The sequence below is a fragment of the Micromonospora sp. NPDC051925 genome, from assembly GCF_044548625.1.
GTDB lineage: Bacteria > Actinomycetota > Actinomycetes > Mycobacteriales > Micromonosporaceae > Micromonospora.
This window is the reverse complement of the sequence record NZ_JBIUCH010000001.1, coordinates 53,204-78,376: the sequence shown is the minus strand read 5'-3', so window position 1 is coordinate 78,376 and position 25,173 is coordinate 53,204. Positions and strand designations below refer to the sequence as shown.

Below are 25,173 nucleotides of genomic sequence, written 5' to 3'. Positions count from 1 at the left end.
ACGAACTGTCAACGAGGGAGTTCGATTCGCCCGAGAGCTACCCGATTGACATGGGCAAACCACCTCCATAGTTTGGACACCTAACCAACAAAGTCGACGGGACGGTGGGCATGTTGCGCGACGGGCGACTCTGCCACGGCGGTGACTACAACCCCGAGCAGTGGCCCGCCGCCACCTGGCGCGAGGACGTCGACCTGATGCGCCGGGCCCGGGTCAACCTGGTGACCGTCGGTGTCTTCGCCTGGTCCCGACTGGAACCCGCCCCCGGCCGTTACGACTTCGGGTGGCTCGACGAGGTGCTGGACCTGCTGCACGACGGCGGCATCCGGGTCGCGCTGGCCACCCCGACCGCCTCCCCGCCGCCCTGGTTCTCGTTGGCGCACCCCGACGCGCTGCCGGTCACCGCCGACGGCGTCCGGCTGCACCACGGCAGCCGGGACACCTACTGCGCTGCCGCCCCCGCCTACCGGGCCGCCGCCCGGGGCATCGCCGCCACCCTCGCCGCCCGCTACGCCCACCACCCGGCGGTGGCCCTGTGGCACGTGCACAACGAGTACGGCACCACCTGCCACTGCCCGCACACCGAGGCCGCCTTCCGTCGCTGGCTCATCGACCGGCACGGCGACCTGGACACCCTCAACGCCGCCTGGGCCACCAGCTTCTGGAGCCAGCACTACGCCGACTGGGCGTACGTGAGCACCCCCCGGGCCACCCAGTACCTCGGCAACCCCGGCCAACTGCTGGACTTCCGGCGGTTCTGGTCGGACACCCTGCTCGCCGCGTACGTCGAACAACGCGACCTGCTGAAGGCGGCCAACCCGGCGATCCCGGTGACCACCAACTACGTCCTCGGCGACTGGGTGCCGGTCGACCACGCCCGCTGGGCGGCCGAGGTGGACGTGGTGGCCGTCGACCACTACCCGTGGGCGGTCGACGGCGGCGCCGAGGAGCAGACCGCCCTCGCCGCCGACCTGGCCCGGGGCTGGGCCCGGCACGGGCGACGGCGCACCGGTGGTCCCCACCCCAACCCCGCCACCCCGCAACGCGCCGACGCACCGGCGACGTGGCTGCTGATGGAGAGCGCCGCCAGCCAGATCCACACCACTGGCCGGTCGCACACCAAGGAACCCGGCCGGATGGCCCGGCACAGCCTCTCCCACGTCGCACGCGGCTCCCGCGGGGCGATGTTCTTCCAGTGGCGGGCCCCGGCCGGCGGCGCGGAACGCTTCCACTCCGCCCTGGTGCCGCACACCGGGGCCGACAGCCGGGTGTTCCGGGAGTCGGTGCAACTCGGCGAGACCCTCGACCGGCTCGCCGAGGTCACCGCCGGCGAGGTGGCGGCATCCGTCGCGCTGGCCTGGGACGCCGCCAGCGGCTGGGCGCTGCGCCACCCCGGCATGCCGTCGGAGCTGCTCGACGGGCAGGCCGAGGTGGCCGCGGCGCACCGGGCGCTGTGGCGGGCCGGGTACGGCTGCGACGTGGTGCTGCCCGGTGACCCCCTCGACCGGTACCGGCTGCTCGTCCTGCCCGCCCTCTACCTGGCCTCCGACGCCACCGCCGACTGGGTCCGCGCCCATGTCGAGGCGGGCGGGCACCTGCTGGTCAGCTATCTCAGCGGGGTCGCCGACCCGCACGCCCGGATCCGCCTCGGCGGCTACCCCGGCGCGTACCGTGACCTGCTCGGTCTGCGGGTGGAGGAGTTCCATCCACTCGCCGCCGACGAGCAGGTGCTGCTCTCCGGCGGCGGGACCGGCCGGATCTGGTCGGAGACCGTCCACCCGTGCGGCGCCGAGACGGTCTGCGCGTACGTCGGCGGGGTGCTCGACGGCCGACCGGCGGTGACCCGGCACCGGGCCGGAGCCGGCACCACCTGGTACCTGTCGACCCGACCCGACGACGGCACCTACCGGCGGCTGGTCACCGAGGCGGCCCGGGCCGCCGGCGTGCAGCCGGTCTGCCCGGACGCCCCACCCGGGGTGGAGGCGGTACGCCGGGCCAACCCCGAAACGAGCTGGTTGTTCCTGCTCAACCACACCGACCGGCCACAGCGGGTGCCGGTCGAGGGGGTGGACCTGCTGACCGGCGTCCCCGCCGACGGCGCGGTGACCCTGCCGGCCGGTGGCACGGCGGTGATCCGCGAACACCCCCGCTGACCGGCGATCCGGCCGGCAGGGTGCTGTCGCGGCGTGCCGCATCCGGGGCGGCCGTCCCACCGGCGCGTCGGTGGAGCCCGCCCCGGCCGCCCCGCCGATGACCGCCCGGGGCGCCCCGGCCTAACCTTCCCCGGTGTGGACGAGGTACGCGGCCCCGCAACGAGCGCTGCCGCACTGGCCGTTGTACGTGATGTTCGCGGCGATGCCGCTGTGGTGGCTGCTCGGTGGCCTCTACCTGGGCTGGACGCTGTTCGGGATGCTGCTGGTGGTGGTCCTGCTCGCCCATGGCCGGGTGGCCTGGCCGCCCGGCTCGGCGCTCTGGTTCGTCCTCGTCGGGCTGGTCCTGGTCAGTGCCACCCGCCTCGAGAAAGCCAGCGGCCTGCTCGTCTACGGCCTACGGGTCGGTTTCGTGCTGACCGCCTTCGTGGTCTACCTGTACGTCTACACCGCCGCGCGGCAGGGCGCACGCTGGGAACGACTGTTCCAGCCGGTGCTGTTCTTCTGGCTGGCGATGGTCATGCTCGGTTGGGTCGGCGTGCTGGCTCCCCGCCTCGCGCTGACCACCCCGGTGGAGTTGCTGCTGCCCGACGGGCTGGCCGGGCAGCGGATGATCCGGGCGGTCACCCACGTGCACTCCACCGAGTTCAACCCCACCGGCCGTAACCCGTACTACCGCACGGCGGCCCCGTACCCGTACACCAACAACTGGGGGACCGGTTTCGCGCTGCTCGTGCCGTGCGTGCTGGCGTACCTGTCGTCGGTGCGTACCGGCGCGCTGCGCGCGGTGCTGATGGTGTCCCTGCCGCTGGCCCTGGTGCCGGCGTTCCTCACCCTCAACCGGGGGATGTTCATCGGCCTCGGGGTGGGGCTGGTCTACCTGGGGCTGCGCGCGTTGCTGCGGGGCGACGTCCGGCTGATCGGCACGATCACGGCCGGTGTGGCGGTGGCCTGGGTGGTCACCCTGGTCGTCCCGGTCGGCGACATGATCATGAACAGGGTGGAGAACACCGATTCGACCCGCGACCGTGCCGACCTGTACCGGCAGACCCTCGACGCGGTGCTGCGTTCGCCGCTGCTCGGCTACGGTGCGCCGCGCAGCGCCGACACCACCACCGGCGCGGAGCCGCTCGGCACCCAGGGGCAGGTCTGGCTGACCATGTACAGCCACGGCATCCCTGCCCTTCTGGCGTTGCTCGCGTTGCTCGTGGTGCTGATCCGCACCACGGCGGTCGCGGTGTCCCCGGCCGGCCGGTGGCTGAGCGTGGTGCCGGTGGTCGCCCTCGCCCTCGCCCCGTTCTACGGCTTCACCGACATGAACCTGTCGGTGATGTTCTTCGCCATGGGGCTGGCCGTGGCCGCCGTGGACGGCCCGGTGAACCGGGAGCCCGCCGCACCGGTGGCGGCCCGCCCGTCGCCCGGCTGACCCGACGTGCCAGGAACGCCGAGACCGAGCCGCGGCGGCACGATCAGCGTGTTCACCGCCGATCGCAGGGGTTCCGGCGGGTGGGAGCACCGGCCACACTGCTCAGATGTCCATGATCCTGCGGGCCGCCCCCACCGTCGCCGCTCCCGGCCTGGTCCTGCGCTGTTGGCGCGACGACGACGTCGACGCGCTGGTCGAGGCGCACCGGGATCCGGAACTGCGGGCCCGGACCCGCAACCCGTTGACCACCCCGGCGCAGGCGAGGCGCTGGGTGGCCGGCAACCGGCAGGGCTGGGCGGCGGGCCGCCGGTTCAGCTTCGCCGTCTGCGAGCCCGGCTCCGACGGTGAGCGGCTGGTCGCCTGCGTCCTGCTCAAGGACGTGGTGCCGGGACGCGCCGATGCGGAGATCGGCTACTGGACGGCCGGGCCGGCGCGCGGCCGGGGGGTGGCTCCCCGGGCGGTGGACGCGGTGAGCCGGTGGGCCTTCACCCGGTTCGCCGCGACCGGGCTGGTCCGTCTGGAACTGCTGCACCAGGTGGACAACCCGGCGTCCTGCCGGGTGGCGGAGAAGAGCGGGTACTCCTTCGTCGAGCTGTTGTCGGCCCGACCGCCGTTTCCGCTCGACGGGCACCGCCACGTCCGCCACCGTTCCTGAACGAGGCACCCGACACCGGTCTTCCGCCACTTCCGCCCGGCCCCGGGGCGGGAATGCCGCCCGCCCGGCCGGCGCTGCACCGGTGACGACCAGGACGGATACGGTGGGCGTGGGAGGTGTCCCGGGGATGGTGGACGCGTGGGAGGCGGCGGTCGAGGCGCAGATCCGCAGCGCCCAGGAGCGGGGCGAGTTCGACAACCTGCCGGGTATGGGCAAGCCGATTCCCGGCCGTGACCTCCCCTACGACGAGTCCTGGTGGATCAAGAGCTTCCTGGAACGGGAGGCGCTGCCCACCGACCTGCTGCTGCCCACTCCGTTGCAGCTGCGCCGCCGGGCCGAGCAGGTTCCCGACGAGGTCCGCGACCTACCCACCGAGGAGTCGGTCCGGGAGTTCGTCGGGGCGCTCAACCGGGAGATCGTCGCCTGGCTGCGGTACCCGTCCGGTCCCCGGGTGGTGGTCCGCCCGGTCGACACCGAGGCGGTGTTGCGCCAGTGGCGGGCCCACCGCGCCGCCCGGAACGCGGCCGTCGCCTCCGTCCCGGGCGTGACGGAATCCTCGATTCGTCCCCGGCGACGGTGGCGCTGGCCGTGGCGGTGGGCGTGACGACCGTCGCCGGGGTGGGCGCACAGGCCGCTAGCCCGCCGGGTAGAACAGCAACAGCGTGCAGCCGGTAGCGGTCGACGGTACGTGCCATGTCCCGGCCGGTGCGTGCCGCGTCACGCCGGCGGCCGGGTGAGTCTGGCGGCCACGCCGTCGAGGACCCAGTCCAGGCCGGTCGCGAAGGAGGCCTCAGCGTCCACGTCCGTGCCGTCGTACACGGCCCTGGTCAGCGCCGGGAAGCGGCCCGTGGCCAGCATTCTCGTCAAATGTGGGCCGGAGGCGCGCTGCCAGTCGCGCTTGGACAGGCCCGTGGCGCGCTCGGCCCGCAGGTTTGCGATCTCGCGCCTGATCGCGCCGGTGAAGTAGGCGCTGACCGTCTCCACGGCCCGCATGACGGTGTCGATGTCGGCGAGGCCGTCGAGGGCGGCCAGGGTGGCCTCGGCCACGGCGAGGCCGTTCGGACCCAGGACCGGACGGCCGCCGAGCAGGTCGGCCAGCCATTGGTGACGGAGAGCGGACTGCCTGGTGCGGTGGGCGAGGACACTCAGTGCCTCCCGCCAGTCATCGGGCTGCTCCTCCGGGATGATCTCGGCGTAGACCTCGTCCACCATGAGATCGAACAACTCCTGTTTGGTGGAGATGTACCCGTACAGCCGCATCGGGCCGGCGTTCAGCCGGGCGGCGACCTTGCGCAGCGACACCGCGTCCAGCCCGCCTTCGTCGGCCAGCGCGACGGCGGCGGCGACGATCCGCTCCCGGTCGAGCGGCACGGGGCGATTCGGCGGTTCCGGCCGGTCCCACACAGTCATGGTCACACCGTTCTGTTGCGGTCCATCGCGACGGGGAAATACAGTGTATCGGTATGAGACATCGTATCGCCGTGGTCGGGGCCGGCCCTGCCGGCCTCACCTTCGCCCGGGTCCTGCACCGCCATGGCCACCCCGTCGCCGTCCTCGAACGCGATCCCGCCCGCGACGCCCGCCCGCCGGGCGGCACGCTGGACCTGCACGAAGGGCTGGGTCAGCTCGCGCTGGACAAGGCGGGGCTGCTGGCGGAGTTCCAGGCGCTGTCTCGCCCCGAGGGGCAGGCCATGCGCATCCTGGACACGGACGGGACCGTCCTGCGGGACTGGCGGCCCCGTCCAGACGATCGGGCCAATCCCGAGATCGACCGCGGGCAACTCCGTAACCTGCTGCTCGGCCCTCTCGACGTCCAGTGGGGTCGGGGCGTGACACAGGTGGTGCCGGGAACCCGGGATGGCGCGCTGGTCCATTTCGCGGACGGACGACAGGAGACGTTCGACCTCGTGGTCGGCGCGGACGGTGCCTGGTCACGGATCCGCCCGGCGGTCTCGTCGGCGACACCGCACTACACCGGGGTCACCCTGGTCGAGACCTCCCTCGACGATGTCGACACCCGCCACCCCGACCTCGCCCGGTTGATCGGCGACGGTTCCATGGCCGTGTACGGCGCGAACCGGGCTCTCGTCGCCCAGCGCAACAGCGGCGGCCACGTCAAGGTGTACGCCCAGTTCCGCGCGCCGTTGGACTGGCACACGAACCTGGACCTGGCCGACATGGAGGCCGTGCGATCGAGCCTGCTGGCTCTGTTCGACGGCTGGGCCGCTCCCGTCCTCGACCTCCTCCACCACGGCACCGCCTTCCTCCACCGGCCCCTCTACGCCCTGCCCGTATCCCACACCTGGACCCACGTCCCCGGGGTGACGCTACTGGGCGACGCCGCCCATCTGATGCCCCCGCTGGGGGCCGGCGCGAACCTCGCGATGCTGGAAGGCGCCCAGCTCGCCGAGTCCATCGCCGCCGGCCCCGGAGACCTGGACGAGGCGGTCCGCGCCCTCGAGGAACAGATGTGGGCACGGGCCGCCAGGTGGGCGAAGATCACGACGGCCGGCCTGGAACGCCTCGTGAGCCCGGACCCCGCCGACGCCCTCGCCCTCTTCGACGAGGTCCAACCCTCCTGACTGCCAGGTCGATCCGTGCTTCGGCAGTTTCTGACTGGTGTCCGGCGGCGTCAGGATCTCCGGGCTCGCCGCCGGAGGCTCCACTTCACTGCCGCGGGGTCAGGTCGCGCAGTCCGTTCTCCAGCAACGCGAACGCATGCTCGGCGTCGTTGACGGCACCCGCATAGCGCTCACTGGCGGGCTCGCCGTGTGCCAGGCGCTCGGCGTTGTCCTGTGCCAACGCCCACTGCACCGCGACGATCTGGGCGGCGGCGAGCCGCGCGGTGAGCTCCGGCGTGGCCGCAGTTTCCTGCAACGCCTCGGCTAGTGCGCGTTCCGCGCCGGTCTTGAACCGTTGCATCCGGGCCACCAGCGAGGGCACGTCGAGGATCATCCGGTTGAGCCTGCGTACGTCGGAGCTGTCGTTGAGCCCGGTGATCGGATCCCGCTCGCGCAACCCGCGGAGGAAGTGCTCGCGCAGTGCGGTCAGCGGGGTGGTGCCGGCCGGCCGGGCCCGCACCACCCGGCCGGCTTCGGTCTCGTGGTCGGCGAGACGGTGCACCACGAGGTCTTCCTTGGTCGGGAAGTACGCGAAAAGCGTGCGTCTGGATACCTCTGCCGCCTCGGCCACCTGGGCCACCGAGACCTGGGTGAAGCCGTGTCTGAGGAACAGCGCGATCGCCGCCTCGGAGATCGCCGCGTGGGTCCGCTGCTTCTTGCGTTCCCGAAGTCCTGGCCTGCCGTCCACGACCCCCACCGTAGCAAAAGTTACCTCGAAGTAATTTTGCACTGGGTGTACTTTTGCTCTGAGGCGAGAATTGAGGGGGAATGACGGTGCTGACGGAGATCGAGACCGAGGTCGTCATCGCGGGCGCGGGCCCGACCGGGCTGATGCTGGCGTGCGAACTGGCGCTGGCCGGTGTGGAGACCCTCGTGCTGGAGAAGCTGCCCGGGCGCATCGAGCAGGTGAAGGGCGGTGGGATTCAGCCCCGTACCGCCGAACTGTTGGAGATGCGCGGCCTGCTGGAGCCGCTGCTGCAGCGGGCCACGCCGCGCGAGCCGGTGGGCGGGCACTTCGCGGCCCTGCCGGTGCCCTTGGACTGTGCCCCGTGGCGTACCAGACATCCCTTTCCGATCGCGATTCCCCAGTGGGAGGTCGAGGAGGTGCTGGAACAGCGGGCGACCGCCGCCGGCACCCGGCTTCTGCGCGGCGCTGCGGTCTCGGGAGTCGAGTCGGACGGCAACGGCGTGACGGTGACGGCGGACGGTCTGCGGGTGCGGGCACGCTATCTGGCGGCGTGCGACGGCGGCCACAGTACGGTGCGCAAACTGCTCGGCCTGCCGTTTCCCGGTAGGCCCGGAACTCAGCAGGCGGTGCTGGCCGACATCCGGCTGTCTGCCGTCTCGTCGCTGGTGCCGCAACAGATGGGGCACATGAGCACGATGACCCGTCAGGGTGGCGGCTACTGGGCCATGCTGGGTCCGGTCGGTGGCGACCGGTACCGGTTCACCTTCGGGCGTGCCGACCAGACGGACGACACTCGCGACACCCCCGTCACCCACCAGGAGATCACCGCCGCGCTGCACGCGGTGTACGGCGAGGAGACCACTCTCGGCGCGGTGGACAACTCCTCCCGGTTCACCGACGCCACGCGACAACTGGAGCACTACCGCGCGGGCCGCGTCCTGTTCGCCGGGGACGCCGCACACATCCACCCGCCGCTGGGCGGCCAGGGTCTGAACCTCGGCGTGCAGGACGCGTTCAACCTCGGTTGGAAACTGGCCGCGGCCGTCCAGGACCAGGCGCCGGACGGCCTCCTGGACAGCTACCACGCCGAACGGCATCCGGTCGGAGCCCAGGTCCTGCACCACACATCGGCACAGCGGGTCCTGGCCGACCCGCGCCCCAGCGAGGACGTGGCCGCCCTGCGCGACATCTTCATCGACCTGCTGCGACTGCCCGACACCAACCGGCACCTCGCCGGGCTGTTGTCCGGCCTGTCGCTGCGCTACGAACTGTCCGGCGAGCACCCGCTCACCGGGCAGCGGATGCCGGACGTCGACCTGGTGACCGCAGCAGGCCCTACCCGACTGTCGGCGCTGTTCGGTGCGGGGCACGCCGTCCTGCTCGATCTGGACGGAGTCGTCCCGACCGCCCTCCCACTCCCGGCCCGAGTCGACCTCGTCCGTGCCACCTGCAGCGACGAGGTGGGTGCTGCCGCCCTGCTCTTTCGTCCCGACGGCTACCTCTGCTGGGCCACGGACAACCCCGTCGACTGTGGAGAGACCCTGCTTCCCATCATCGCGGCAGCCGTGACGCTGGCCGGTGCCTCCACCCACGGCAGGGGGTGGCGGTAACTCTGGGCTGCGCCCTCGTCGACCGCCTGGTGATCGGCTGGCGATGCCGCCACCCGGGCTTCCCACGGTGTTGTGGAGCGCGTAGCACCCGCGCTGCGGGCCTGCCTCGGATGATCGTCTGTCATCGTCTGGCAGATCACCTCGGGGTGGGCAAGCTCAACTCAGCGCCGCCCGCCAACTCCACCCGGTACGCCGGGGTCGGTCGGGTAGCGCAGTGCGGCCGGTCATCCACAGCAGCATCTCGGCCGGATCACCGTCGGGGGCGTCGGGGAAGAGCCGCCGCAGCACCGCCGCGCTGAGTGCCGCCGGTGGCCGCCAGCCGATCGCCAGTCCTCGGGCGATGTCGTACGTGTGCAGCAGGGTCTCGGCGACACCCATCGCCGCGAAGCCGGGCGGGTCACACGGCCCCCAGTGCCAGGCGCGGACGTCGGCCGGGGCGGTGTCGACGGCGGCCGCGAGCAGCCCGGAGCTGGCGGCGACCACGCTCAGCACCTGCGCCGGAGTGGCGTCGGGGCGGACCCGCAGGTCGAGGGGGAGGTAACCGGTGTCGGGTCGGCCGGTCAGTTGGGTGGCGTAGCCGAGCAGGTCGTGGGCGACGTGCGCGGCGGTAGTCCAGCACGACCAGTCAAGGCCACCGGCGGTGGCGGTCCAGTCCCGATCCGTGTACGGACCAAGGGTCCGCGCCATCTCGTCGGCCGCCTGCCGTACGTCGCGTCCGGACAACGATCCCTCGGTCACCATCCGACGATCATCACACTCGTGCGCGCCCCCGGTCACCTGGTTAACCGGGGTTGTCGGCAGCCGAGGTGCGGCGCGTTCCGTTCAGGATGCGGCGTCTTCATTATCTCATGAGCGCCTCTTTCGGCTACAACAGGTAGCGGCTTTCGGTCTATCCGGTGACCGCTACGGTGCCCGGCATGCTTACTGGTGAGGAGAAGTTCGTTCGTTCCGGGCAAGTTCGGTTGTGGACCGAGCGTTTCGGTCGGCCTGATGACCCCACCGTCTGTTGGTCATGGGCACCTCCACGCAGGGCATCGGCTGGCCCGATGAGCTTGTGGAGGCTCTGGTGGAGAGCGGCCGGCAAGGTGATCCGGTTCGATCACCGGGACACCGGCCGTTCCGACTCCGTCGATTTCACCACGCACCCGTACGCGCTTGCCGACATGGCAGCTGACACGGCCGCCGTTCTGGACGGTTACGGCGTCACGGCCGCGCACATCGTCGGGACGTCGCTGGGCGCGGCGATCGGGCAGTGGCTCGCCGTGCATCAGCCGGCCCGCGTCCGCACGCTGACGGCCATGGCATCCTCTCCCATGGGGAACAACCCCGGCCCAGCGTGGGCGCGGGCGATGGCTGGTCAACCAGCTGCGGCCGGCGAACTCCCGCCTCCGACGGCACGGTTCCTCAACCACGTGATGGACTCGGCGAAGGCACCCCGTGCGACGGCCCAGCAGCGGATGGACGCCGACGTACAGACCTGGCGAGTGCTCAACGGCGATGTCCTGCCCTTCGACGAGCCGGCCGCGCGGCGGTTCGTCGAACACTGTTACGCCAGGGCCAACGACATCGCTGCGGCCTCGAATCACGATCTGGCCGGTCGGCGCTGGGACGACGACCGGCGGGCCTCCTTGTCCCGCATCACCGCCGCGGCCTTGGTCCTGCACGGCAGCGATGACCCGCTGTTCCCTCAAGCCCACGGCGAAGCTCTCGCGGCGCAGATCCCGGCGGCCCGCCTGGAGATCGTGCCGGGAATGGGCCACCACCCGTTCTTCTCGCCGGGGCTCACCGAGCGGATCGCCGACTCGATCATCCGCCACACGACCTGATCCCAATCCGCCCGCAGCCGGGCCATAGTCGGACAGGGATTAGCCGTACCTGACTATGGCCCGGCCGTGCTGGCGCTGGTGGTGAGCGGGGCCACGCTCAACGCGAGACGGCTGGTCATGTCGAGCTTGACTTCGCCGTACGGGGCGACGTGGGTCCAGAAACAGTGGGGTCAGGCCGCGCCGGGCCGCGCCGGGCGGCGTCGGTGAGCCGGGCGTCCCACCGTCGTTGGCATCGCGCACCGAGCGGACGACTGTCGAAAGATGACCGAATTACTGGATAAATATTGCCGGTAATCCAGTAATCAGGACGGACATAGCGGGCAAAGTGGCCGTACATCATAATGACTGTTCTGTTGTTCTCCCCGTCGGTGTTCACGGATCTTCAGTGGCCCGTCCGTAGTCCAGACCAAAGCAACGCTGAGAACTGAGGGTTGATCAAGCTCTGTCCCGAGCCCTAGCGTCCGTTTCGTGATGGTCGATGCTCATAAGGTGGGTTCGTGGCGATTCAGGATGTGTTCTCGGCGGAGGAACTGGCGCGGCTTCGGGTGCTGGTCCACGGAGTACCACGGCCTTGGCCTGGCCGCCCTGCGCCGGACCGGCCGCGACGTCGACGACGAGGTCCTGGCGCACATCTGGCCGACCCACCACGAGAGGCCCGTCCGTAGTTTCCAGACCACAACAACGACAAGCAGTTGATCTAGGCCCGCACCTGGGGCGATTGCCTCCAGGACTCGGGTCGCCGAAGGTCGCTTCACGATTTCCCGCAGTTTCGGTATGTGGGACGCGGGAGCAGAGAGCTGCTCGGCTACTTGAGCCGGTCGAGGGGCGGCCCTGGATCCGGGCGGCCAGCTCGGGGTCGATGGGGTCGAGGACGCGGGCAGGTCGGGGGCGCACGATTGCCGGGAGGGGGACTCGCCTCCATGATCTCGATCGACCGGGGCTTGGCCGAAGCCGTCCACGTCGGCACGTTGTCGACGGTCATCCTCTCGATGGCCGTCTGCCGTGCGGTCGTCCAGTGCAGACCTGACCTCGTCACCGGCCGTACGCAACAGTCTTCACCGCCGAGGGGCCTCGTGAGCATCACCATCACCTGTAGGTAACTGGGTGGCGGTGTGGCCTGCTGCGGTTCGGGTGAATCGGCGGGCGAGATGCGCGAATGCCTCGGTCAGTTCGTCGGGGCCGACGACGTCGATGTCGGCGTCGTAGCGGGCGATGGCGGCGGCGAGGCTGGGCCAGGACCAGGACCCGAGGGTGAGTCGGCAGCGGTCGGGGGCGATCTGCTCGACGAGGCCGTCGCGGGTGTAGAGGGCCACGGTGGCGGCCGGCAGGTCGAGGAGCACCGTGCCCTGGCACGGCCAGTTCCCCGAAGCGTCCTCGGAACCACGGAAGACGCCGGTGACGTACGCGGCAACGTCTCCGCCGGGCAGCGCACGGGGAGTGAAGCGTGGCCCGTTGGGGGTGCGCAGGCTCATCCGGTCGGCGCGGAAGGTACGCCAGCCGTCACGGTCGAGGTCCCACGCGACGAGGTACCACCGCCCGTCCCAGGTGATCACGTGGTGTGGTTCGGTGCGACGCGGCGGCTTCGTGCTGTCGGAGCCGTAGTCGAAGCGCAGGATCTCGCGGGCGCGAACGGCGGCGCTGATGGTCAGGAGCACGTCGGCGTCGACCGGTTCGGCCGGCCGTGTGGTGGGCCGCTCGACGGCGGTGACGTCGAGTGCGGTGATGCGGTGACGTAGCCGGGAGGGCATCACCTGGCGGATGGTGTTCAGCGCCCGTTCGGCGGCCTCGGCGAGGCCGCTGCCGGGGGTGGTCGCGGCGATCTGCAGAGCGACAGTGAGAGCGACCGCCTGATCGTCGTCGAACAACAGTGGGGGCAGTTCGGTGCCCGCACTGAGCCGGTAGCCGCCCTCCGGGCCTTTGACCGCGACGATGGGATAGCCGAGCTCGCGCAGCCGGTCGACGTCGCGGCGCACGGTGCGCAGGCTGATGTCCAGGCGGTCGGCCAGCACGGTGCCGGACCAGTCCCGGCGGGTCTGCAGCAACGACAGCAGGGCCAGCAGTCGCGCGGACGTTTTCGGCATGATCCTGATTCTGCCCGCAGTAGATGCCACAACCTGTCACCTACTGCTGCGAATCTTGAACTCGAGCCGGTCAAGCACGGTGCTTCGGTGACGCCGAGAGCCGCTCATCCCCTTATATACGGAGACGACACATGTTCGATGTTCTGGGCGATCTCAACTGGCTCGGGGCCCTGGTCGGGTTCATCGCCCTGTCCCTGCTCGGCGGCCTCTGGTTCGTAGCCCTGTTCCCCAAGGCGTACAACCGCTCCCTCGGCCGCGACGCGAACGCGAAAGCGCCGTCGACCCTGCTGTTCTTCGCCGGGCCGCCGCTCGCCGGCCTGATCATCACGCTCACCAGCGCGGTCCTGTTCGCCGCGCTGAACATCGACACCTATGGCGACGCGCTGTTGTTCGGCCTCGTCGTCGGCGTCGGCTACCTCGCCGCCAACACCGTCACCATCGCCATCAACCCCAACTTTCCGCGACCGCTGCTCTACGCGGCGATCTCCGGCAGCTACAACCTCGTCGGCAGCCTCATCGTCAGCACCATCCTGCTGGCCGTCTGAGACCGCACCGGCGGCGGTCGGATCCACCGATGCGGCCGGTCCACCACCACCTGCTCTGGTTCCCTCACATGAGGTTCAACCAGCCCATCGCGGGCGCGATCGCGCCCGCGAACAACTACCCCAGGAGTCCCGCATGGCCATCATCACCACCACGCACCTGAACTTCCGCGGCGACGCCCGGGCAGCGCTGGAGTTCTACCAGTCGGTGTTCGGCGGCCACCTGACCGTCGTCGCCTACGGGGACTTCGGCATGCCCAAGGAACTGCCCGACGCCGACAAGGTGGTCTTCGGTCAGGTGACGGCCGACAACGGGTTCAGCATCATGGCCTTCAGCGCTCGGATCCCTTGGAGTTCGAGGTCGGCTACATCGATCCCGACGACGGGGAAGTACGCCGGCTGTTCGCTGACGCGTTCGGCGTGGCGTTCGAGCGCGTACCGGCGGTGCGGTCGTTTCCGTCGTACAAGGGCCAGCGAAACTATCCGGGTCTGTATTGGTCGGCATCCTGGGGAGGTCACGTCGGTGTCGAGTCGTGGCTGGAACGGGACGAGGTAATGGCCATGGATTTCGACGAGTACTACCCCGACGGCGAGCAGGTACCGCAGCATCGACGCCACGCCGATCCGGTCAGCGGCTGAACCTCTCGATCGCCTCGGGGGTCACCGGGGTGAAGAAGTTGACCATGTTGCCGTCGGGGTCGCGGAAGAGCAGGGCGCGGTTACCCCAGGGCATGGTCGTGGGTTCGTTCACGAAGTCCTCTACCGTGTTCTTCAGCTTCTCGTAGATCGTGTCCACGTCGTCCACGAGGAACTCGGTGATCACGGTGTGGTTGTCGGCCGGGCGGGCCGAGCCCGGTGCGAACAGCGCGACCGTGCGGGTGCTGCCGATCGCCAGCGTGCCGTGGGTGGTGCGCAACTCGGCGAAGTCCTCGTTGCCCCAGGCCGCCTGCACGCCCGTGATCTTCTCGTAGAAGCCGACGAGTCGGCCGATGTCGTCGGTGATGATGCGGATCGAGACGAAGTCCATGTCTTCTCCCTGTTCAGTACGTATCGTGCCAGAGGCGAGGCCCACGCTAGACCTAATACTGGACAGATCGGGTCCAGTATTAGTTGTTACAGTCCAGGCTGTGGCACGACCAACAGCTCAGGTGCTCACGCTGCTGGAGCTTCTTCAGTCCGGCGGTGTCCGGACGATGGCCGAACTTGCCGAGCGCCTGGGTGTCGAACCGCGCACGGTGCGGCGCTACGTGGGTCATCTGGTCGACCTCGAGGTGCCGGTCGAATCGGTGCGAGGTCGCTACGGTGGGTATCGGCTCGCCGCCGGATATCGGCTGCCGCCGCTGATGCTCAGTGACGACGAAGCCCTGGCCGTCCTGCTCGGCCTGGTTGCCGGCCGACGCGCCGGGCTGGCGACGGCAACGGGTACGGCGGGCGAGACGGCCGCCGCGAAGATCCGTCGCGTCCTGCCGCCGCGGATCGCGGACCGGCTGGATGCCGTACTCGAATCCCTCGCCTTCACCGCCGAACCCGGCGAACTCCCTGCACCGCAGACAGGTGTACTGCTCACCGTCGCCGACGCGGTCCGCCATCACCGGCCGATCTCGCTCCGGTACACCTCGCGTGACGGCCGGCGGAGCGCTCGCGTGTTGTATCCGTTCGGGCTGGTCAACCATGCCGGCCGGTGGTACGTCACCGGAGCCGATCCGGAGGTCGGCGAGGATCGGACCTTCCGGCTCGACCGCATTGCCGACGCGAGAACACTCCCTGGCTCCTTCGAGCCCTCGCCCGCCGGAAACGATCCCGCAAGGCACCTTCTCACCTCGATGGCACAAGCGCCGCACCGGCATGCCGTGACGCTGCGGATGCAAGGAACACTCGAGCAGATCCGCACCCGGCTACCGGCCAGCATCGCCGAGGTGCGAGAGGAGGATGACGAAGGCTGGCAGTCCGTGGAGATCCGGGCCGATAGTCTCGACTGGCTGCCCGCCGTGCTCGCCACGCTCGACCTGCCGTTCGTCATCGAACGCCCGGACGAGCTCCGCGACCGTGTCATCGCGCTCGCCGACCGGCTGGCGGCCTCAGGACGGACGCTGTTGTAGCGATCCTGGAACACGGGGTCACACGAGAGGCGGTCCTGCCTGACTCATCACCAAGCGTCGATAGACGCGGTCACCCGGGAGAGACGGCTGCTGCTCGGCGAGCTCGCAGTAGTCCACCGGGTTCTGGGAACTGTTGGCGACCGGGTCGGGCTGGCCGAGGTACGCCTCGCGCACGGGGTGGCCCTCCGGCAACAGGCTGCCTTCGCGTGCGATCCGCTTCCCGCTGGGGGCAGGCGTCGGCTACGCCAGGGTCTCCACCGGCGCTAGAAACTCGAACGGCAACTCGACGCCCTGCGCTCCGCGGGCTGCCGGCGCATCCGAGAAGCCGTCCGGCGACGAGGCGATGGCTTTGGATTTCGACGGCACGGTTACGGTGCTCCGATGCAGGCGTATGAGACTCGGCGGGCGACGCGGGCAGTCCTGTCGAGCGCCTCATGGCTGGGCCTGACCGTCCACGACGCGACCGTCCTGCACAACTCCAACAAGCTCACCCTGCGCCTGCGGCCCTGCGACGTGCTGGCCCGGGTGGCGCCGGCGGCAGACCAGGGCGCCCAGCTTGAAGTGGATGTCGCTCAGCGGATGGCCGAGGTCGGGAGCCCGGTGGCCGCGCTGGTTTCTGCGGCCCAGGCGCTCGTGGTCGACCAGGCCCGAACGCCGGAACTGGCCGACCCGGACCGGGTCTTCCTCGCCAGCACGCTGGACCGCATGCGACGGGCGGCCGGCCCGAGCAACTCCTGCACGGCGAACCCCATCCGGGCAACCTGCTCGTGACCCGGACGGGCCCGCTCTTCATCGACTTCGAGACGTGCTGCCGGGGGCCGATCGAGTTCGACCTGGCCCACGCGCCCGACGAGGTTGGCGACCACTACCCGGGCGTCGATCACCACCTGCTCCGAGATTGCCGGACCCTCATGCTGGCGATGATCACCGTGTGGCGCTGGGATCGCGACGACCAGCTCCCCGACGGCCACCGGCTCGGTATCGAGTGGCTGAACGAACTCCGGAAGGCAACGGCTCAGTCCGGATAGAAGCGCCGATACCGCGGGGACAGGATGTCCCGATGGAACTGACCACCCCCGGCTCACCGGGGGGGTCGACATGTCATCTGGATCGGGACCGGACAGCCGCCTGGCCGAGGGGGCGGTAGCCTGCGCCGATGCCGGTCAGGGACTTTCACGAGGACGACTGGCCCGCGGTTCGGGCGATCGTCGAAGCCGTCGTCGCCGCGGGCGACACCTTTCCGTACGATCCCCGGTGGTCGACCGCGACGCTGCGCGACGTCTGGGTGGAGCGTCCGCCCGGTCGGACCACGGTGGCCGTGGTGGGGAACCGGGTGCTGGGCACCGCGAAGATGCGCCCGAACCGGCCGGGCCCCGGCCGGCACGTCGCCACCGCCAGTTTCATGGTGGCCCGCAACGCCCGGGGGCGGGGGGTCGGTCGCGCCCTGGCCGAGGAGGCCCTCGACTGGGCACGCGACCAGGGCTACGCGGCGATGCAGTTCAACGCGGTGGTCGAGGGAAACAAGGCCGCCGAGCGGCTGTACCGGCGGCTGGGGTTCACCGTGGTCGGCACCGTGCCGGCGGCCTTCGACCATCCGACCCGGGGGCGGGTCGGGCTGCACGTCATGCACCGCTTCCTCTGAACGGCGGTGCGGTGGGCCCTCGGCCCGGGTGCCAGGATGGTGCGATGAGCAACGAGCCGATCGACCTGTTGACCGCGCTGGCCTCCTTCGACCAGTTGTGGAGTCCGCGCATCGTCACCCGGGTCAACGACTACGACGTGCGGGTGGCGAAGGTGGCCGGGGAGCACGTGTGGCATGCCCACGACCACACCGACGAGTTCTTCCTGGTGCTCGACGGTGAGCTGCGGATCGGGCTGCGTGACGGGGACGGCGAGCGGACGGTGCTGCTGCCCCGGGGCGCGGTGTACGTGGTGCCGCGCGGGGTGGAGCACCGTCCGTCCGCTCCCGGCGGGGCGTCGATCCTGATGTTCGAGCCGTCGGGGACGTCCAGTGTGGGCGACCGGCACGACGAGGTGCCCGCACATGTGGACGCCACCACGGGCCACGCCCTCTGAGCCTGACGGCCCCACCAGCCGGGCGTGGTGTGCTCGGCTGGTGGCCGCCGCTGGCGCAGACGATCCCGCCGCAGGATGGGGCCGGTCGCGCCGGGTTGACGAGCGCGCCGGAACGCGGTAAATACTGAAGTGCAAGTTGAGTCGCCCTGGCTCAACTCAAGGACCTTCGGCCCGAGGAAACCGAGGAGGCACGATCATGCTGATGCGTACCGACCCCTTCCGTGAGATCGACCGGCTCGCCGAGCAGCTCTTCGGCACCACCAGCCGGCCCGCCGTGATGCACCTGGACGCCTGGCGCGACGGCGACCACTTCCACGCCGCGTTCGACCTGCCCGGCGTGGACCCCGACAGCATCGACTGCACGGTGGAGCGCAACGTGTTGACCGTCCGTGCGCAGCGCCGCCGCCCCACCACGGACACCGTCGAACTGGTCGCCGCCGAGCGGCCGATGGGCACCTTCTCCCGGCAGCTCTTTCTCGGTGACACCCTCGACACCGACCGCCTGGAGGCCGCGTACGACCACGGCGTGCTGACGTTGCGCATCCCGATCGCGGAGCGCGCCAAGCCACGCCGGGTACCGGTCACCGCCGGTAACGGCCGCAGGCAGCTCACTGCCTGACCGGCACCCTACGGTGGGGGCCGGCACGGGCCCCCACCGGCCGGACCGCCTCCCGCCCGCACGTCGGCGATCCGGTCGGGCGCGCCTCATGGTGATCTACCGTCGAGGCTGAGAGTCTTCTTCACATGCTGCGCCCCGACGTCCCCGTCCTGCCCCACACCTCGGCCCGCCCGGCCCTCACCGGCACACCGGTCGACTTCACCGAGGCGTGGCTGCGCAACCGCAGGCTCTCGGCGCACACCCGGGACGCGTACCGACGGGACATCGCCGGCTGGCTCACCTGGTGCGCCGCCGGTGACCTGGACCCGCTGCGGGCCAACTTCCTCGACGTCAACGCCTACGCCCGGCAGTTGGAGGCCACCCCGGCGGCGCGCAGCGGCCGGCCGCTGACCCCGGCCACCGTCGCCCGTAAGCTCTCCGCCCTGTCCAGCTGGTACGAGTTCCTGGTCAAGCTGCGTGCGGTGGACGCCAACCCGGTCTCCGGCGCCGACCGGCCGCGCATCGACCGGGACCATTCGGCCACCGTCGGGCTCACCCCGCAGGAGGTGGACGACCTGCTCGCCGCCGCCGACGCCGACACCGGACCGACGGCCGCCCGCAACCGGGCCGCCGTCGCCCTGCTGGCCGACCTCGGGCTGCGGGTCGGCGAGTTGGTCTCACTCGACCTGACCGACCTCGGGGCCGAGCGGGGCCACCGCAGTGTCCGGTTCGTGGGCAAGGGCGGCAAGCCGCGCCGTCGTGCGCTCACCCCGGGCACCGCGTACGCGGTGGACGCCTACCTGGCCGATCGGGCGGCGGCAGCGGGGGTGAGCGTGGACGCGTTGACCGGTCCGCTGCTGGCCACCACCACCGGTGGCCGCCTCGACCGGCACTCGGTGTTCCGGCTGGTGCGCCGGCTGGCCGCGACCGCCGGCATCGCGGCGGCGGCGAAGCTGTCCCCGCACTCGTTGCGGCACGCCTTCGCCACCACCGCCCGCGAGGAGGGGGTGCCGCTGGAGGACGTCCAGGACGCGATGGGGCACGCCGACCCGCGGACCACCCGCCGCTACGACCGGGACCGGCACAACCTCGACCGGGACCCGGCGTACGTCATCTGGGCGGCACGGGCGCGGCGGCGGAGCTGAGAAAACCCATTGACGGAGTGAGCCCTCACTCCAACCCTCGTGGGCATGACGTCACACGGGGAACGCCGGCGTCGCGCGCCAGCCATGAATGCCGACCGGCGTCGCGCCATGATCGTGCAGACCGCCCTGCCCCTGCTGACCAGCCGGGGCACCGCCCTGACCACCGCCGAGGTGGCCCGGGCCGCCGGGATCGGCGAGGCGACGGTGTTCCGTGCCTTCGCCGACAAGCAGGCGCTGCTCGACGCCTGCGTGGCCGAGGTCCTGCGACCCGAGCCGCTGCTCGACCAGTTGGCGCAGGTCCGTCTGGACCAGCCCCTGGCCGACCGGCTCACCGAGGCCGCCACCGCCATCCACGCCCACCTGGCCCGGCTGGGCGCGGTGCTCGGCGCCCTGCACGCCGCCGGCCGGTCCCGCCCTGCCCCGCCACCCACCGACGGGTCCTCGGCCGGGGCGATGGCCGCGGTCCGGACGGCGATGGCCGGACTGTTCGCCCCCGAATCCGACCGGTTGCGCCTGCCGGCCGATCGGCTCGCGGACCTCTTCCTCGGCCTGCTGTCCCCGCACGGACCGCTGGCCGCCGCACCACCGTCGACCGCCGAGCTGGTCGACCTGTTCCTGCACGGCGCGCTCACCCGCGCCCACGGCCGCTGACCGTCGCGGGCGCTGTCCCGCCGTGCCCGCGCCGGGAAGCCGCTGACGGGTGACTGTCGTCCGACCTCTACCGGCACCGCCCGGCGTGGGCCGGGCGGTGCCGGTCGGGCCGGGCCTCAGCTCTGTCGGCGGGGGCAGATGCAGAACGGCTGCCCGATCGGGTCGAGCAGCACCACCCACCGCCCGTCGCCGGGCTGGAACTGCGGCCGGGTCGCTCCGGCCGCCACGAACTCCTGCTCCGCCACGGTGAGGTCGTCAACGTGCAGATCGAGGTGGTAGCGCCCGTTGGAGTCCGGGTCGGGCCAGCGCGGCGGCGTGTACCCGGCGACCCGGCCGAACCCGATCGACACCCCGCTCGGGGAGGTGATCATGGTGTAGTCGGCTTCGCTGTGGGTGAGATCCCAGCCGAGCACCCGCTGATAGAAGGCGGCGTGCGTGGCCGGGTCGGAGCTGTCCAGGGAGACCATGGCGAGATCAGCGGTGACTGTCATGCCGGGCATCGTGCCAGCCGTGCCCGACACTTTCCGCAGGTCGACCGGCAACCGGGCGGGGCGGGTCAGCCGAGCAGGTCGAGGTGGTGGTGGGCGTCGGCGGAGATGTCCTCGTGCCGCAGCCACCGCCGGGCCCACAACCGGGCCGCCAACTCGGCCTGCTCGTCCCCCCACGCCGCGTGTTCCACCAGCAGCGCCGCCGTCAGCGCGTACGCCATCCGCAGGGCCAGCCCCCGCGCGCCGGCCAGCACCGTCGCCGCGCCCGGGTCGGCGGTGACCTCGGCGAGGGTGACCCGCAGCTCCTCGACCGCCGTGGCGAGGGTGTCGGCCAGGGCCGGAGCCAACGGTCGGGCCAGGTCCACCGCGGCGGTGAGCCGGCGCAGCAACGGCGTGCCGGCGTCCTCCCGGGTGACCGCGCGCAGCACGTCCACGGCCAGCACGTTGGTGGTGCCCTCCCAGATCGGCAGCACCTGGGCGTCGCGCAGCAGCCTCGGCACGCCGGTGTCCTCGACGTAGCCGGCCCCGCCGAACGCCTCCACGTACTCGGCGGCGGAGGCCACCGCCAGCCGACCGGTGGCCAGCTTCGCCAGCGGCGCCACCACCCGCAGCTCGGCGGCGGCGTCCGGGTCCGCGCCGACCTCGACCCGACCGAGCAGCGCGAACGCGTGCCCGGCCAGGGCGAACGCGCCCGCCGCGTCGACCGCCAGCGCGCCGAGGGTGGCCCGGTGCAGCGGATTGTCCGCCAACGACCCACCCGCGACGTGCCGGCTGCCCGCGTACGCCCGCGCGTACGCCAGACCGCGGCGCATCCCCGACGCGGCGGCCGAGGCGTTGTGCACCCGGGTCACCACCACCAGGGTCATCGCCCGCACCAGCCCCGGCACCGCCGGGTCACCCAACGGCAGCGCGTACGCGTCGCGCAACCCGATCTCGGCGGTCGGCAACGCCCGGGTGCCCAGCTTGTCCTTGAGCCGGCGCACCGTCACCCCGGGGGCGGGGGAGTCCGGCGCAGCGGTCGCCCCGGCCAACGGCGAGTCGACGGCGTACCGGGGCACCAGGAACGGGGCGAGCACCCGGGCGCCCCGGCCGGCGCCCTCCGGCCGGGCCAACGCCACCGCCATCGCCGCGTCGGCCGCCGAACAGAACCACTTCTCCCCGGTCAACCGCCACGACCCGTCGGCGGCGGGCCGTCCGATGGTGGTGGAGCGGGACAGGTCCGAGCCGCCCTGCGACTCGGTCATCCACTGCCCGCTGGCGATCGCCGTGTCCGGGTCGGTGGAGATCAACCGGGGCAGCCAGGCGTCCCGCACACCCGCGTCGACCTCGGGGGTGCTCAACAACGCGGCGGCGCCGTCGGCCATCGCCACCGGGCAGGAGAAGGTGGCCGACTCCGGGCCGTACAGGTGCAACAGGGCATGCTGGACGACGCGGGCGGCGGCCCCCCACGTGCCACGCGCCGAGGCCAGGTAGGGCAGCGCGACCACGGCGTGCCGGGCGGCGGCGGCCCGCTGGGCCTGCCAGCCGGCGGAGGTGTCGATCCGGTCGACGCGGGCACCCCACGCGTCGTACCGGACCAGCGTCGGCGGGTGGGCCTCGGCGTCGGCGTGCGCGGCACGCAGCGGCCCGACGACGTCGGCGGCCAGGTCGGCCAGCCGGCCCTTCGCGGCGGCGTGTCCGGTCGCCCCGAGCTGCCGCTCGAGCCAGGACCGCAGCAGCGGATCACCGACGTACGGGTCCTCGGCGGCCGGCACCGGCTGCACGTAGCGGCTCATCCGTCGCTCCTTCACCAAGGGGTGTCCGCCGACGGTAGACGATCCGCCCCACGGCGCGACAGGGGGCGAAAGCACCTGCGCGGCGCGGGCCCGCCGCATACCGTCGCACCTGATGGGCGTGGAGCAGGCGTGGACCCGACCGGCGCGGCGGCACCGACCGGTGCGCACCGGCCTGTTTCTGGGCGGCCTCGCCACCGGCCTGTGTCTGGTCGGGGTGGCCGGGCTGGGCCTGTGGAACGTGCAGGTCGTCGTCGGCGCCCACGACCCGGTGCGCCAGACCGCCGACGGGTTCTTCCGGGAGCTGTCCGACGGTGAGGTGGAGCAGGCCTACCAGCGGCTCTGCGCCCAGGCGCGCGGTCGGTGGAGCGAGGTCGGCTTCGCCGGCTGGGTCCGCACCCCGCCGGTGGTCACCGGCTACGAGATCCTCGACGTGACGGTACGCACCAGGGGCGGCCGGCCCGCCGGTGAGGTGCTCGTCCGGGTCACCCGCGACGGCGGGGCCGCCGAGCAGCGCCGGTTGCCGGTGGTGAAGGAGGACGGGAAGTGGCGGGTCTGCGGCGATCCCTACTGACGCCCTCAGGCGCGCGGCCCGAGGTCCCCCGAGCGGTAGTGTCGCCGGCACAGCACCTGGTAGCGCACCTCAGCGGTGTCGACGGTGTCACCGATGACGACCTGGGCGCCCTCCCGGACCACCCGCCCGTCGACGACCCGGGCGTTGAGCAGCCCCTCCCGGCCGCACCAGCACAGCACCTCCACCTGGATGCGGGCCACCTCGTCGGCCAGTTCGAGCAGCCGCCGGGCGGCCGGGAACAGGCAGGACCGGAAGTCGGTGGCCAACCCGAAGGCGTACACGTCGACGTCGTACCCGTCGACCAGCTCGGCCATCTGCTCGACGTGCGCCACGTCGTAGAACGACGCCTCGTCGCAGATCAGGTAGTCGATGCGGACCCCCTCGGCCCAGGTGTCGCGGACCAGGGTGCGCAGATCCAGCGCGTCGGTCACCTCGACGGCCGAGTGGGCCAACCCGATGCGGGTGGTGACCTGCGGCCCCAACGACCGGTCGATGCGGGTGGTGACCAGACCCCGACGGCCCTGCCGGGCGTGGTTGTAGTTCATCTGCAACGCCATCGTGGACTTGCCGCAGTCCATCGGACCCCAGAAGAACTTCAGCGCGGCGGCGTGCAACGGACGGCCGTCGACACCCCGCGCGGCGGCGCAGCCGGTCCGCCCGTCGTCCGGGCCCGGAAGCGGGCGGGCCAGGCAGGTGGGGGTGGCAGCGGCGTCGTCGGTCACGTCGGGGCAGCCTAGCCCATCGACACACACTGATCGCGCCGATGGGCCGTACGCCGGTCAGAGCACCCGGGGCGGGGTGTTGCCGACCGCCAGGATCGCCTTGCGCATCGGCACCGCGGCCAGCAGCGCGAACCCGACCACGAAGAAGATCAGCAGCGACACCAGACCCACCCGGTAGGACTGGGTGAGCTGGAAGACCAGCCCGAAGGCGAGCGGACCGAGCCAGCTGGTGCCCTTGTCGCTGATCTCGTAGAACCCGTAGTACTCACCCTCCCTGCCGGCGGGGATGAGCTGGCTGAACAGCGACCGGCTCAACGCCTGGCTGCCACCGAGCACCAGACCGATCGCCGCACCGAGGATCATGAACGGCAACGGCGCATCGGCGGGCAGCCGGAACGCGCCGATGATCACTCCGGTCCACAGCACCAGCGACAGCAGCACCGTCTTCCACGCGCCGATGCGCCGGGCCAACGCCCCCAACCCCAGCGCCCCACCGAAGGCCAGGAACTGCACCAGCAGGATCGTCACGATCAGGGTGCTCTGCCCCAGCTTCAGCTCCTCGGTGCCGTACTGGCTGGCCAGGGTGATCACGGTCTGGATGCCGTCGTTGTAGACCAGGAACGCCAGCAGGAAGAACAACGTCAGCGGATACGCCTTGATCTCCCGCAGGGTCCGGCCGAGCTGCCGGAACCCGTCGGTGAGCACGTTCCGGCCGCCGCCGCGCAGCGCCTCGGCGGTCGGATGCTCCCGCAGCCAACGCAGCGGCACCAGGGTGAACGCCGCCCACCACACCCCGGCCGACACGATCGACCAGCGGGCCAGGTCCAGGGTGCGCTGCGGGCTGTCGTCCTCGCTGAGCACGGTCACGGCCACCAGGTTCAACGCCAGCAGCAGACCGCCGCCGAGATAGCCGATGGCCCAGCCACGGCTGGAGATGGCGTCACGTTCGTCCGGGCCGCCGAGCTGCGGCAGGAACGAGTTGTACACCACCACCGCCGCCCCGAAGGCGATGTTGGCCACCAGGAACAGCGCCCCACCGAGCAGGTACCGCTCGCCGGTGACCAACGCCATCGCGATGGTCGCCCCGGCCCCGGTGAACGCCGCCCCGGCCAGCAGCCGCTTCTTGTGCACCGTCCGGTCGGCGACCGCCCCGACCACCGGCAGCACGAACACCGTCAGGAACACCGACAACGAGATCAGGTACGGGTAGTAGGAGCCGGCCGCGACCCGGATACCCAGCGGGTACACGTACCCGTCGCAGCGCTCCGCGCCGAGTGCACAGCCGGCGGCCAACTCGGTGACGGTGGTCAGGAACGGGCCGAGGAAGACCGTGATGACGGTCGTCTGGAAGGCCGAGTTGGCCCAGTCGTACAGGTACCAGCCACGGCGTTCACGGCGGGCGCTCGCCGGGGTGTCGGCGACGGTGGGGGTGGTGACCGGGTCGGCCAT

The 25,173-nt window shown here is 71.4% G+C and carries 27 protein-coding genes; 18 read left to right on the top strand and 9 right to left on the bottom strand.

The window, feature by feature from the left end:
- Positions 1 to 110 precede the first annotated feature (110 nt).
- The 4 genes from ACIG87_RS00435 (at position 111) to ACIG87_RS00420 (ending at position 4,835) form a co-directional block, all read left to right on the top strand.
- Positions 111 to 2,153, top strand: coding sequence for a beta-galactosidase (locus ACIG87_RS00435; protein WP_396846744.1), 2,043 nt, complete (start codon positions 111 to 113; stop codon positions 2,151 to 2,153).
- Between the two features lie 133 nt (positions 2,154 to 2,286).
- A complete protein-coding gene (locus ACIG87_RS00430; protein WP_396846743.1) occupies positions 2,287 to 3,576 on the top strand; it encodes an O-antigen ligase family protein in 1,290 nt (429 codons plus the stop codon).
- Between the two features lie 106 nt (positions 3,577 to 3,682).
- Positions 3,683 to 4,231, top strand: coding sequence for a GNAT family N-acetyltransferase (locus ACIG87_RS00425; protein WP_396846741.1), 549 nt, complete (start codon positions 3,683 to 3,685; stop codon positions 4,229 to 4,231).
- Between the two features lie 127 nt (positions 4,232 to 4,358).
- On the top strand, positions 4,359 to 4,835 hold the full coding sequence (locus tag ACIG87_RS00420; protein WP_396846740.1) for a DUF1992 domain-containing protein: 477 nt from the start codon (positions 4,359 to 4,361) through the stop codon (positions 4,833 to 4,835).
- Positions 4,836 to 4,948: 113 nt separating this feature from the next.
- Here the strand turns inward: ACIG87_RS00420 and ACIG87_RS00415 are convergent, their stop codons facing one another.
- Entirely contained in the window at positions 4,949 to 5,641 is a 693-nt protein-coding gene (locus ACIG87_RS00415; protein WP_396846738.1) for a TetR/AcrR family transcriptional regulator, read from the bottom strand.
- A gap of 53 nt (positions 5,642 to 5,694) precedes the next feature.
- Between ACIG87_RS00415 and ACIG87_RS00410 the strand changes: the two genes are divergently transcribed.
- Positions 5,695 to 6,813 carry an FAD-dependent oxidoreductase gene (locus tag ACIG87_RS00410; protein ID WP_396846736.1) on the top strand — a complete coding sequence of 373 codons (1,119 nt, stop codon included), beginning with the start codon at positions 5,695 to 5,697 and terminating at the stop codon, positions 6,811 to 6,813.
- Between the two features lie 85 nt (positions 6,814 to 6,898).
- On the opposite strand, the gene ACIG87_RS00405 is transcribed toward ACIG87_RS00410, so the two are convergent.
- Positions 6,899 to 7,540 (bottom strand): TetR/AcrR family transcriptional regulator, encoded by a 642-nt coding sequence (locus tag ACIG87_RS00405; RefSeq protein ID WP_396846734.1) that lies wholly within the window; start codon positions 7,538 to 7,540, stop codon positions 6,899 to 6,901.
- Between the two features lie 80 nt (positions 7,541 to 7,620).
- On the opposite strand from ACIG87_RS00405, the gene ACIG87_RS00400 reads away from it, so the two are divergent.
- Entirely contained in the window at positions 7,621 to 9,150 is a 1,530-nt protein-coding gene (locus ACIG87_RS00400; RefSeq protein WP_396846733.1) for an FAD-dependent monooxygenase, read from the top strand.
- A 156-nt stretch (positions 9,151 to 9,306) separates the two neighbouring features.
- On the opposite strand, the gene ACIG87_RS00395 is transcribed toward ACIG87_RS00400, so the two are convergent.
- A complete protein-coding gene (locus tag ACIG87_RS00395) occupies positions 9,307 to 9,873 on the bottom strand; it encodes a maleylpyruvate isomerase N-terminal domain-containing protein (RefSeq protein WP_396847564.1) in 567 nt (188 codons plus the stop codon).
- Between the two features lie 173 nt (positions 9,874 to 10,046).
- On the opposite strand from ACIG87_RS00395, the gene ACIG87_RS00390 reads away from it, so the two are divergent.
- Complete coding sequence (locus ACIG87_RS00390; RefSeq protein ID WP_396846731.1) at positions 10,047 to 10,976, top strand: alpha/beta fold hydrolase; 930 nt, start codon at positions 10,047 to 10,049, stop codon at positions 10,974 to 10,976.
- Between the two features lie 1,055 nt (positions 10,977 to 12,031).
- Here the strand turns inward: ACIG87_RS00390 and ACIG87_RS00385 are convergent.
- Entirely contained in the window at positions 12,032 to 13,057 is a 1,026-nt protein-coding gene (locus ACIG87_RS00385) for a helix-turn-helix transcriptional regulator (RefSeq protein ID WP_396846730.1), read from the bottom strand.
- Between the two features lie 131 nt (positions 13,058 to 13,188).
- Here ACIG87_RS00385 and ACIG87_RS00380 point away from each other — a divergent pair, with 131 nt between their 5' ends.
- On the top strand, positions 13,189 to 13,602 hold the full coding sequence (locus ACIG87_RS00380) for a DUF1761 domain-containing protein (RefSeq protein ID WP_396846728.1): 414 nt from the start codon (positions 13,189 to 13,191) through the stop codon (positions 13,600 to 13,602).
- A gap of 345 nt (positions 13,603 to 13,947) precedes the next feature.
- On the top strand, positions 13,948 to 14,238 hold the full coding sequence (locus ACIG87_RS00375) for a hypothetical protein (protein WP_396846726.1): 291 nt from the start codon (positions 13,948 to 13,950) through the stop codon (positions 14,236 to 14,238).
- Here the strand turns inward: ACIG87_RS00375 and ACIG87_RS00370 are convergent.
- Positions 14,228 to 14,626, bottom strand: coding sequence for a VOC family protein (locus tag ACIG87_RS00370; protein WP_396846724.1), 399 nt, complete (start codon positions 14,624 to 14,626; stop codon positions 14,228 to 14,230). The two genes, ACIG87_RS00375 and ACIG87_RS00370, sit on opposite strands and share 11 nt — an antisense overlap.
- A 121-nt stretch (positions 14,627 to 14,747) precedes the next feature.
- Here ACIG87_RS00370 and ACIG87_RS00365 point away from each other — a divergent pair, with 121 nt between their 5' ends.
- The 8 genes from ACIG87_RS00365 (at position 14,748) to ACIG87_RS00330 (ending at position 20,168) form a co-directional block, all read left to right on the top strand.
- Entirely contained in the window at positions 14,748 to 15,698 is a 951-nt protein-coding gene (locus tag ACIG87_RS00365; RefSeq protein ID WP_396846722.1) for a helix-turn-helix transcriptional regulator, read from the top strand.
- Positions 15,699 to 16,079: 381 nt separating this feature from the next.
- On the top strand, positions 16,080 to 16,469 hold the full coding sequence (locus ACIG87_RS00360) for a hypothetical protein (RefSeq protein WP_396846720.1): 390 nt from the start codon (positions 16,080 to 16,082) through the stop codon (positions 16,467 to 16,469).
- The gene (locus ACIG87_RS00355) at positions 16,466 to 16,726 is read left to right on the top strand and encodes a hypothetical protein (RefSeq protein ID WP_396846719.1); all 261 of its coding nucleotides are present in this window, start codon (positions 16,466 to 16,468) and stop codon (positions 16,724 to 16,726) included. Before ACIG87_RS00360 ends, ACIG87_RS00355 begins: the two co-directional genes overlap by 4 nt.
- A 128-nt stretch (positions 16,727 to 16,854) precedes the next feature.
- Positions 16,855 to 17,340, top strand: a complete 486-nt coding sequence (locus tag ACIG87_RS00350) for a GNAT family N-acetyltransferase (RefSeq protein WP_396846717.1) — start codon at positions 16,855 to 16,857, stop codon at positions 17,338 to 17,340.
- 44 nt (positions 17,341 to 17,384) lie between these two features.
- Entirely contained in the window at positions 17,385 to 17,774 is a 390-nt protein-coding gene (locus tag ACIG87_RS00345) for a cupin domain-containing protein (RefSeq protein WP_396846716.1), read from the top strand.
- A 196-nt stretch (positions 17,775 to 17,970) separates the two neighbouring features.
- Entirely contained in the window at positions 17,971 to 18,393 is a 423-nt protein-coding gene (locus ACIG87_RS00340) for an Hsp20/alpha crystallin family protein (protein WP_396846714.1), read from the top strand.
- A gap of 125 nt (positions 18,394 to 18,518) precedes the next feature.
- The gene (locus ACIG87_RS00335; protein ID WP_396846713.1) at positions 18,519 to 19,517 is read left to right on the top strand and encodes a tyrosine-type recombinase/integrase; all 999 of its coding nucleotides are present in this window, start codon (positions 18,519 to 18,521) and stop codon (positions 19,515 to 19,517) included.
- Positions 19,518 to 19,625: 108 nt separating this feature from the next.
- Positions 19,626 to 20,168 (top strand): TetR/AcrR family transcriptional regulator, encoded by a 543-nt coding sequence (locus ACIG87_RS00330; RefSeq protein WP_396846712.1) that lies wholly within the window; start codon positions 19,626 to 19,628, stop codon positions 20,166 to 20,168.
- Between the two features lie 116 nt (positions 20,169 to 20,284).
- Here ACIG87_RS00330 and ACIG87_RS00325 read toward each other — a convergent pair whose 3' ends face one another.
- Together ACIG87_RS00325 and ACIG87_RS00320 are read right to left on the bottom strand one after the other, a co-directional pair.
- Positions 20,285 to 20,659, bottom strand: a complete 375-nt coding sequence (locus ACIG87_RS00325) for a VOC family protein (RefSeq protein ID WP_396846711.1) — start codon at positions 20,657 to 20,659, stop codon at positions 20,285 to 20,287.
- 65 nt (positions 20,660 to 20,724) lie between these two features.
- Positions 20,725 to 22,431 (bottom strand): acyl-CoA dehydrogenase family protein, encoded by a 1,707-nt coding sequence (locus ACIG87_RS00320; RefSeq protein ID WP_396846709.1) that lies wholly within the window; start codon positions 22,429 to 22,431, stop codon positions 20,725 to 20,727.
- A gap of 112 nt (positions 22,432 to 22,543) precedes the next feature.
- Between ACIG87_RS00320 and ACIG87_RS00315 the strand changes: the two genes are divergently transcribed.
- The gene (locus ACIG87_RS00315) at positions 22,544 to 23,002 is read left to right on the top strand and encodes a hypothetical protein (protein ID WP_396846708.1); all 459 of its coding nucleotides are present in this window, start codon (positions 22,544 to 22,546) and stop codon (positions 23,000 to 23,002) included.
- Between the two features lie 5 nt (positions 23,003 to 23,007).
- Here ACIG87_RS00315 and ACIG87_RS00310 read toward each other — a convergent pair whose 3' ends face one another.
- Together ACIG87_RS00310 and ACIG87_RS00305 are read right to left on the bottom strand one after the other, a co-directional pair.
- On the bottom strand, positions 23,008 to 23,724 hold the full coding sequence (locus ACIG87_RS00310; RefSeq protein WP_396846706.1) for a thymidine kinase: 717 nt from the start codon (positions 23,722 to 23,724) through the stop codon (positions 23,008 to 23,010).
- A gap of 57 nt (positions 23,725 to 23,781) precedes the next feature.
- Positions 23,782 to 25,173 (bottom strand): MFS transporter, encoded by a 1,392-nt coding sequence (locus tag ACIG87_RS00305; RefSeq protein WP_396846704.1) that lies wholly within the window; start codon positions 25,171 to 25,173, stop codon positions 23,782 to 23,784.

Bases quoted from the DNA above. Each gene is read 5' to 3' on its own strand.
- ACIG87_RS00420 (WP_396846740.1), top strand. From the start codon at position 4,359: ATGGTGGACGCGTGGGAGGCGGCGGTCGAGGCGCAGATCCGCAGCGCC.
- ACIG87_RS00435 (WP_396846744.1), top strand. From the start codon at position 111: ATGTTGCGCGACGGGCGACTCTGCCACGGCGGTGACTACAACCCCGAG.
- ACIG87_RS00380 (WP_396846728.1), top strand. From the start codon at position 13,189: ATGTTCGATGTTCTGGGCGATCTCAACTGGCTCGGGGCCCTGGTCGGG.
- ACIG87_RS00335 (WP_396846713.1), top strand. From the start codon at position 18,519: ATGCTGCGCCCCGACGTCCCCGTCCTGCCCCACACCTCGGCCCGCCCG.
- ACIG87_RS00410 (WP_396846736.1), top strand. From the start codon at position 5,695: ATGAGACATCGTATCGCCGTGGTCGGGGCCGGCCCTGCCGGCCTCACC.
- ACIG87_RS00345 (WP_396846716.1), top strand. From the start codon at position 17,385: ATGAGCAACGAGCCGATCGACCTGTTGACCGCGCTGGCCTCCTTCGAC.
- ACIG87_RS00350 (WP_396846717.1), top strand. From the start codon at position 16,855: ATGCCGGTCAGGGACTTTCACGAGGACGACTGGCCCGCGGTTCGGGCG.
- ACIG87_RS00425 (WP_396846741.1), top strand. From the start codon at position 3,683: ATGTCCATGATCCTGCGGGCCGCCCCCACCGTCGCCGCTCCCGGCCTG.
- ACIG87_RS00340 (WP_396846714.1), top strand. From the start codon at position 17,971: ATGCTGATGCGTACCGACCCCTTCCGTGAGATCGACCGGCTCGCCGAG.
- ACIG87_RS00370 (WP_396846724.1), bottom strand. From the start codon at position 14,626: ATGGACTTCGTCTCGATCCGCATCATCACCGACGACATCGGCCGACTC.
- ACIG87_RS00305 (WP_396846704.1), bottom strand. From the start codon at position 25,173: ATGGCCGACCCGGTCACCACCCCCACCGTCGCCGACACCCCGGCGAGC.
- ACIG87_RS00360 (WP_396846720.1), top strand. From the start codon at position 16,080: ATGCAGGCGTATGAGACTCGGCGGGCGACGCGGGCAGTCCTGTCGAGC.
- ACIG87_RS00330 (WP_396846712.1), top strand. From the start codon at position 19,626: ATGATCGTGCAGACCGCCCTGCCCCTGCTGACCAGCCGGGGCACCGCC.
- ACIG87_RS00325 (WP_396846711.1), bottom strand. From the start codon at position 20,659: ATGACAGTCACCGCTGATCTCGCCATGGTCTCCCTGGACAGCTCCGAC.
- ACIG87_RS00385 (WP_396846730.1), bottom strand. From the start codon at position 13,057: ATGCCGAAAACGTCCGCGCGACTGCTGGCCCTGCTGTCGTTGCTGCAG.
- ACIG87_RS00315 (WP_396846708.1), top strand. From the start codon at position 22,544: ATGGGCGTGGAGCAGGCGTGGACCCGACCGGCGCGGCGGCACCGACCG.
- ACIG87_RS00400 (WP_396846733.1), top strand. From the start codon at position 7,621: ATGACGGTGCTGACGGAGATCGAGACCGAGGTCGTCATCGCGGGCGCG.
- ACIG87_RS00320 (WP_396846709.1), bottom strand. From the start codon at position 22,431: ATGAGCCGCTACGTGCAGCCGGTGCCGGCCGCCGAGGACCCGTACGTC.
- ACIG87_RS00415 (WP_396846738.1), bottom strand. From the start codon at position 5,641: ATGACTGTGTGGGACCGGCCGGAACCGCCGAATCGCCCCGTGCCGCTC.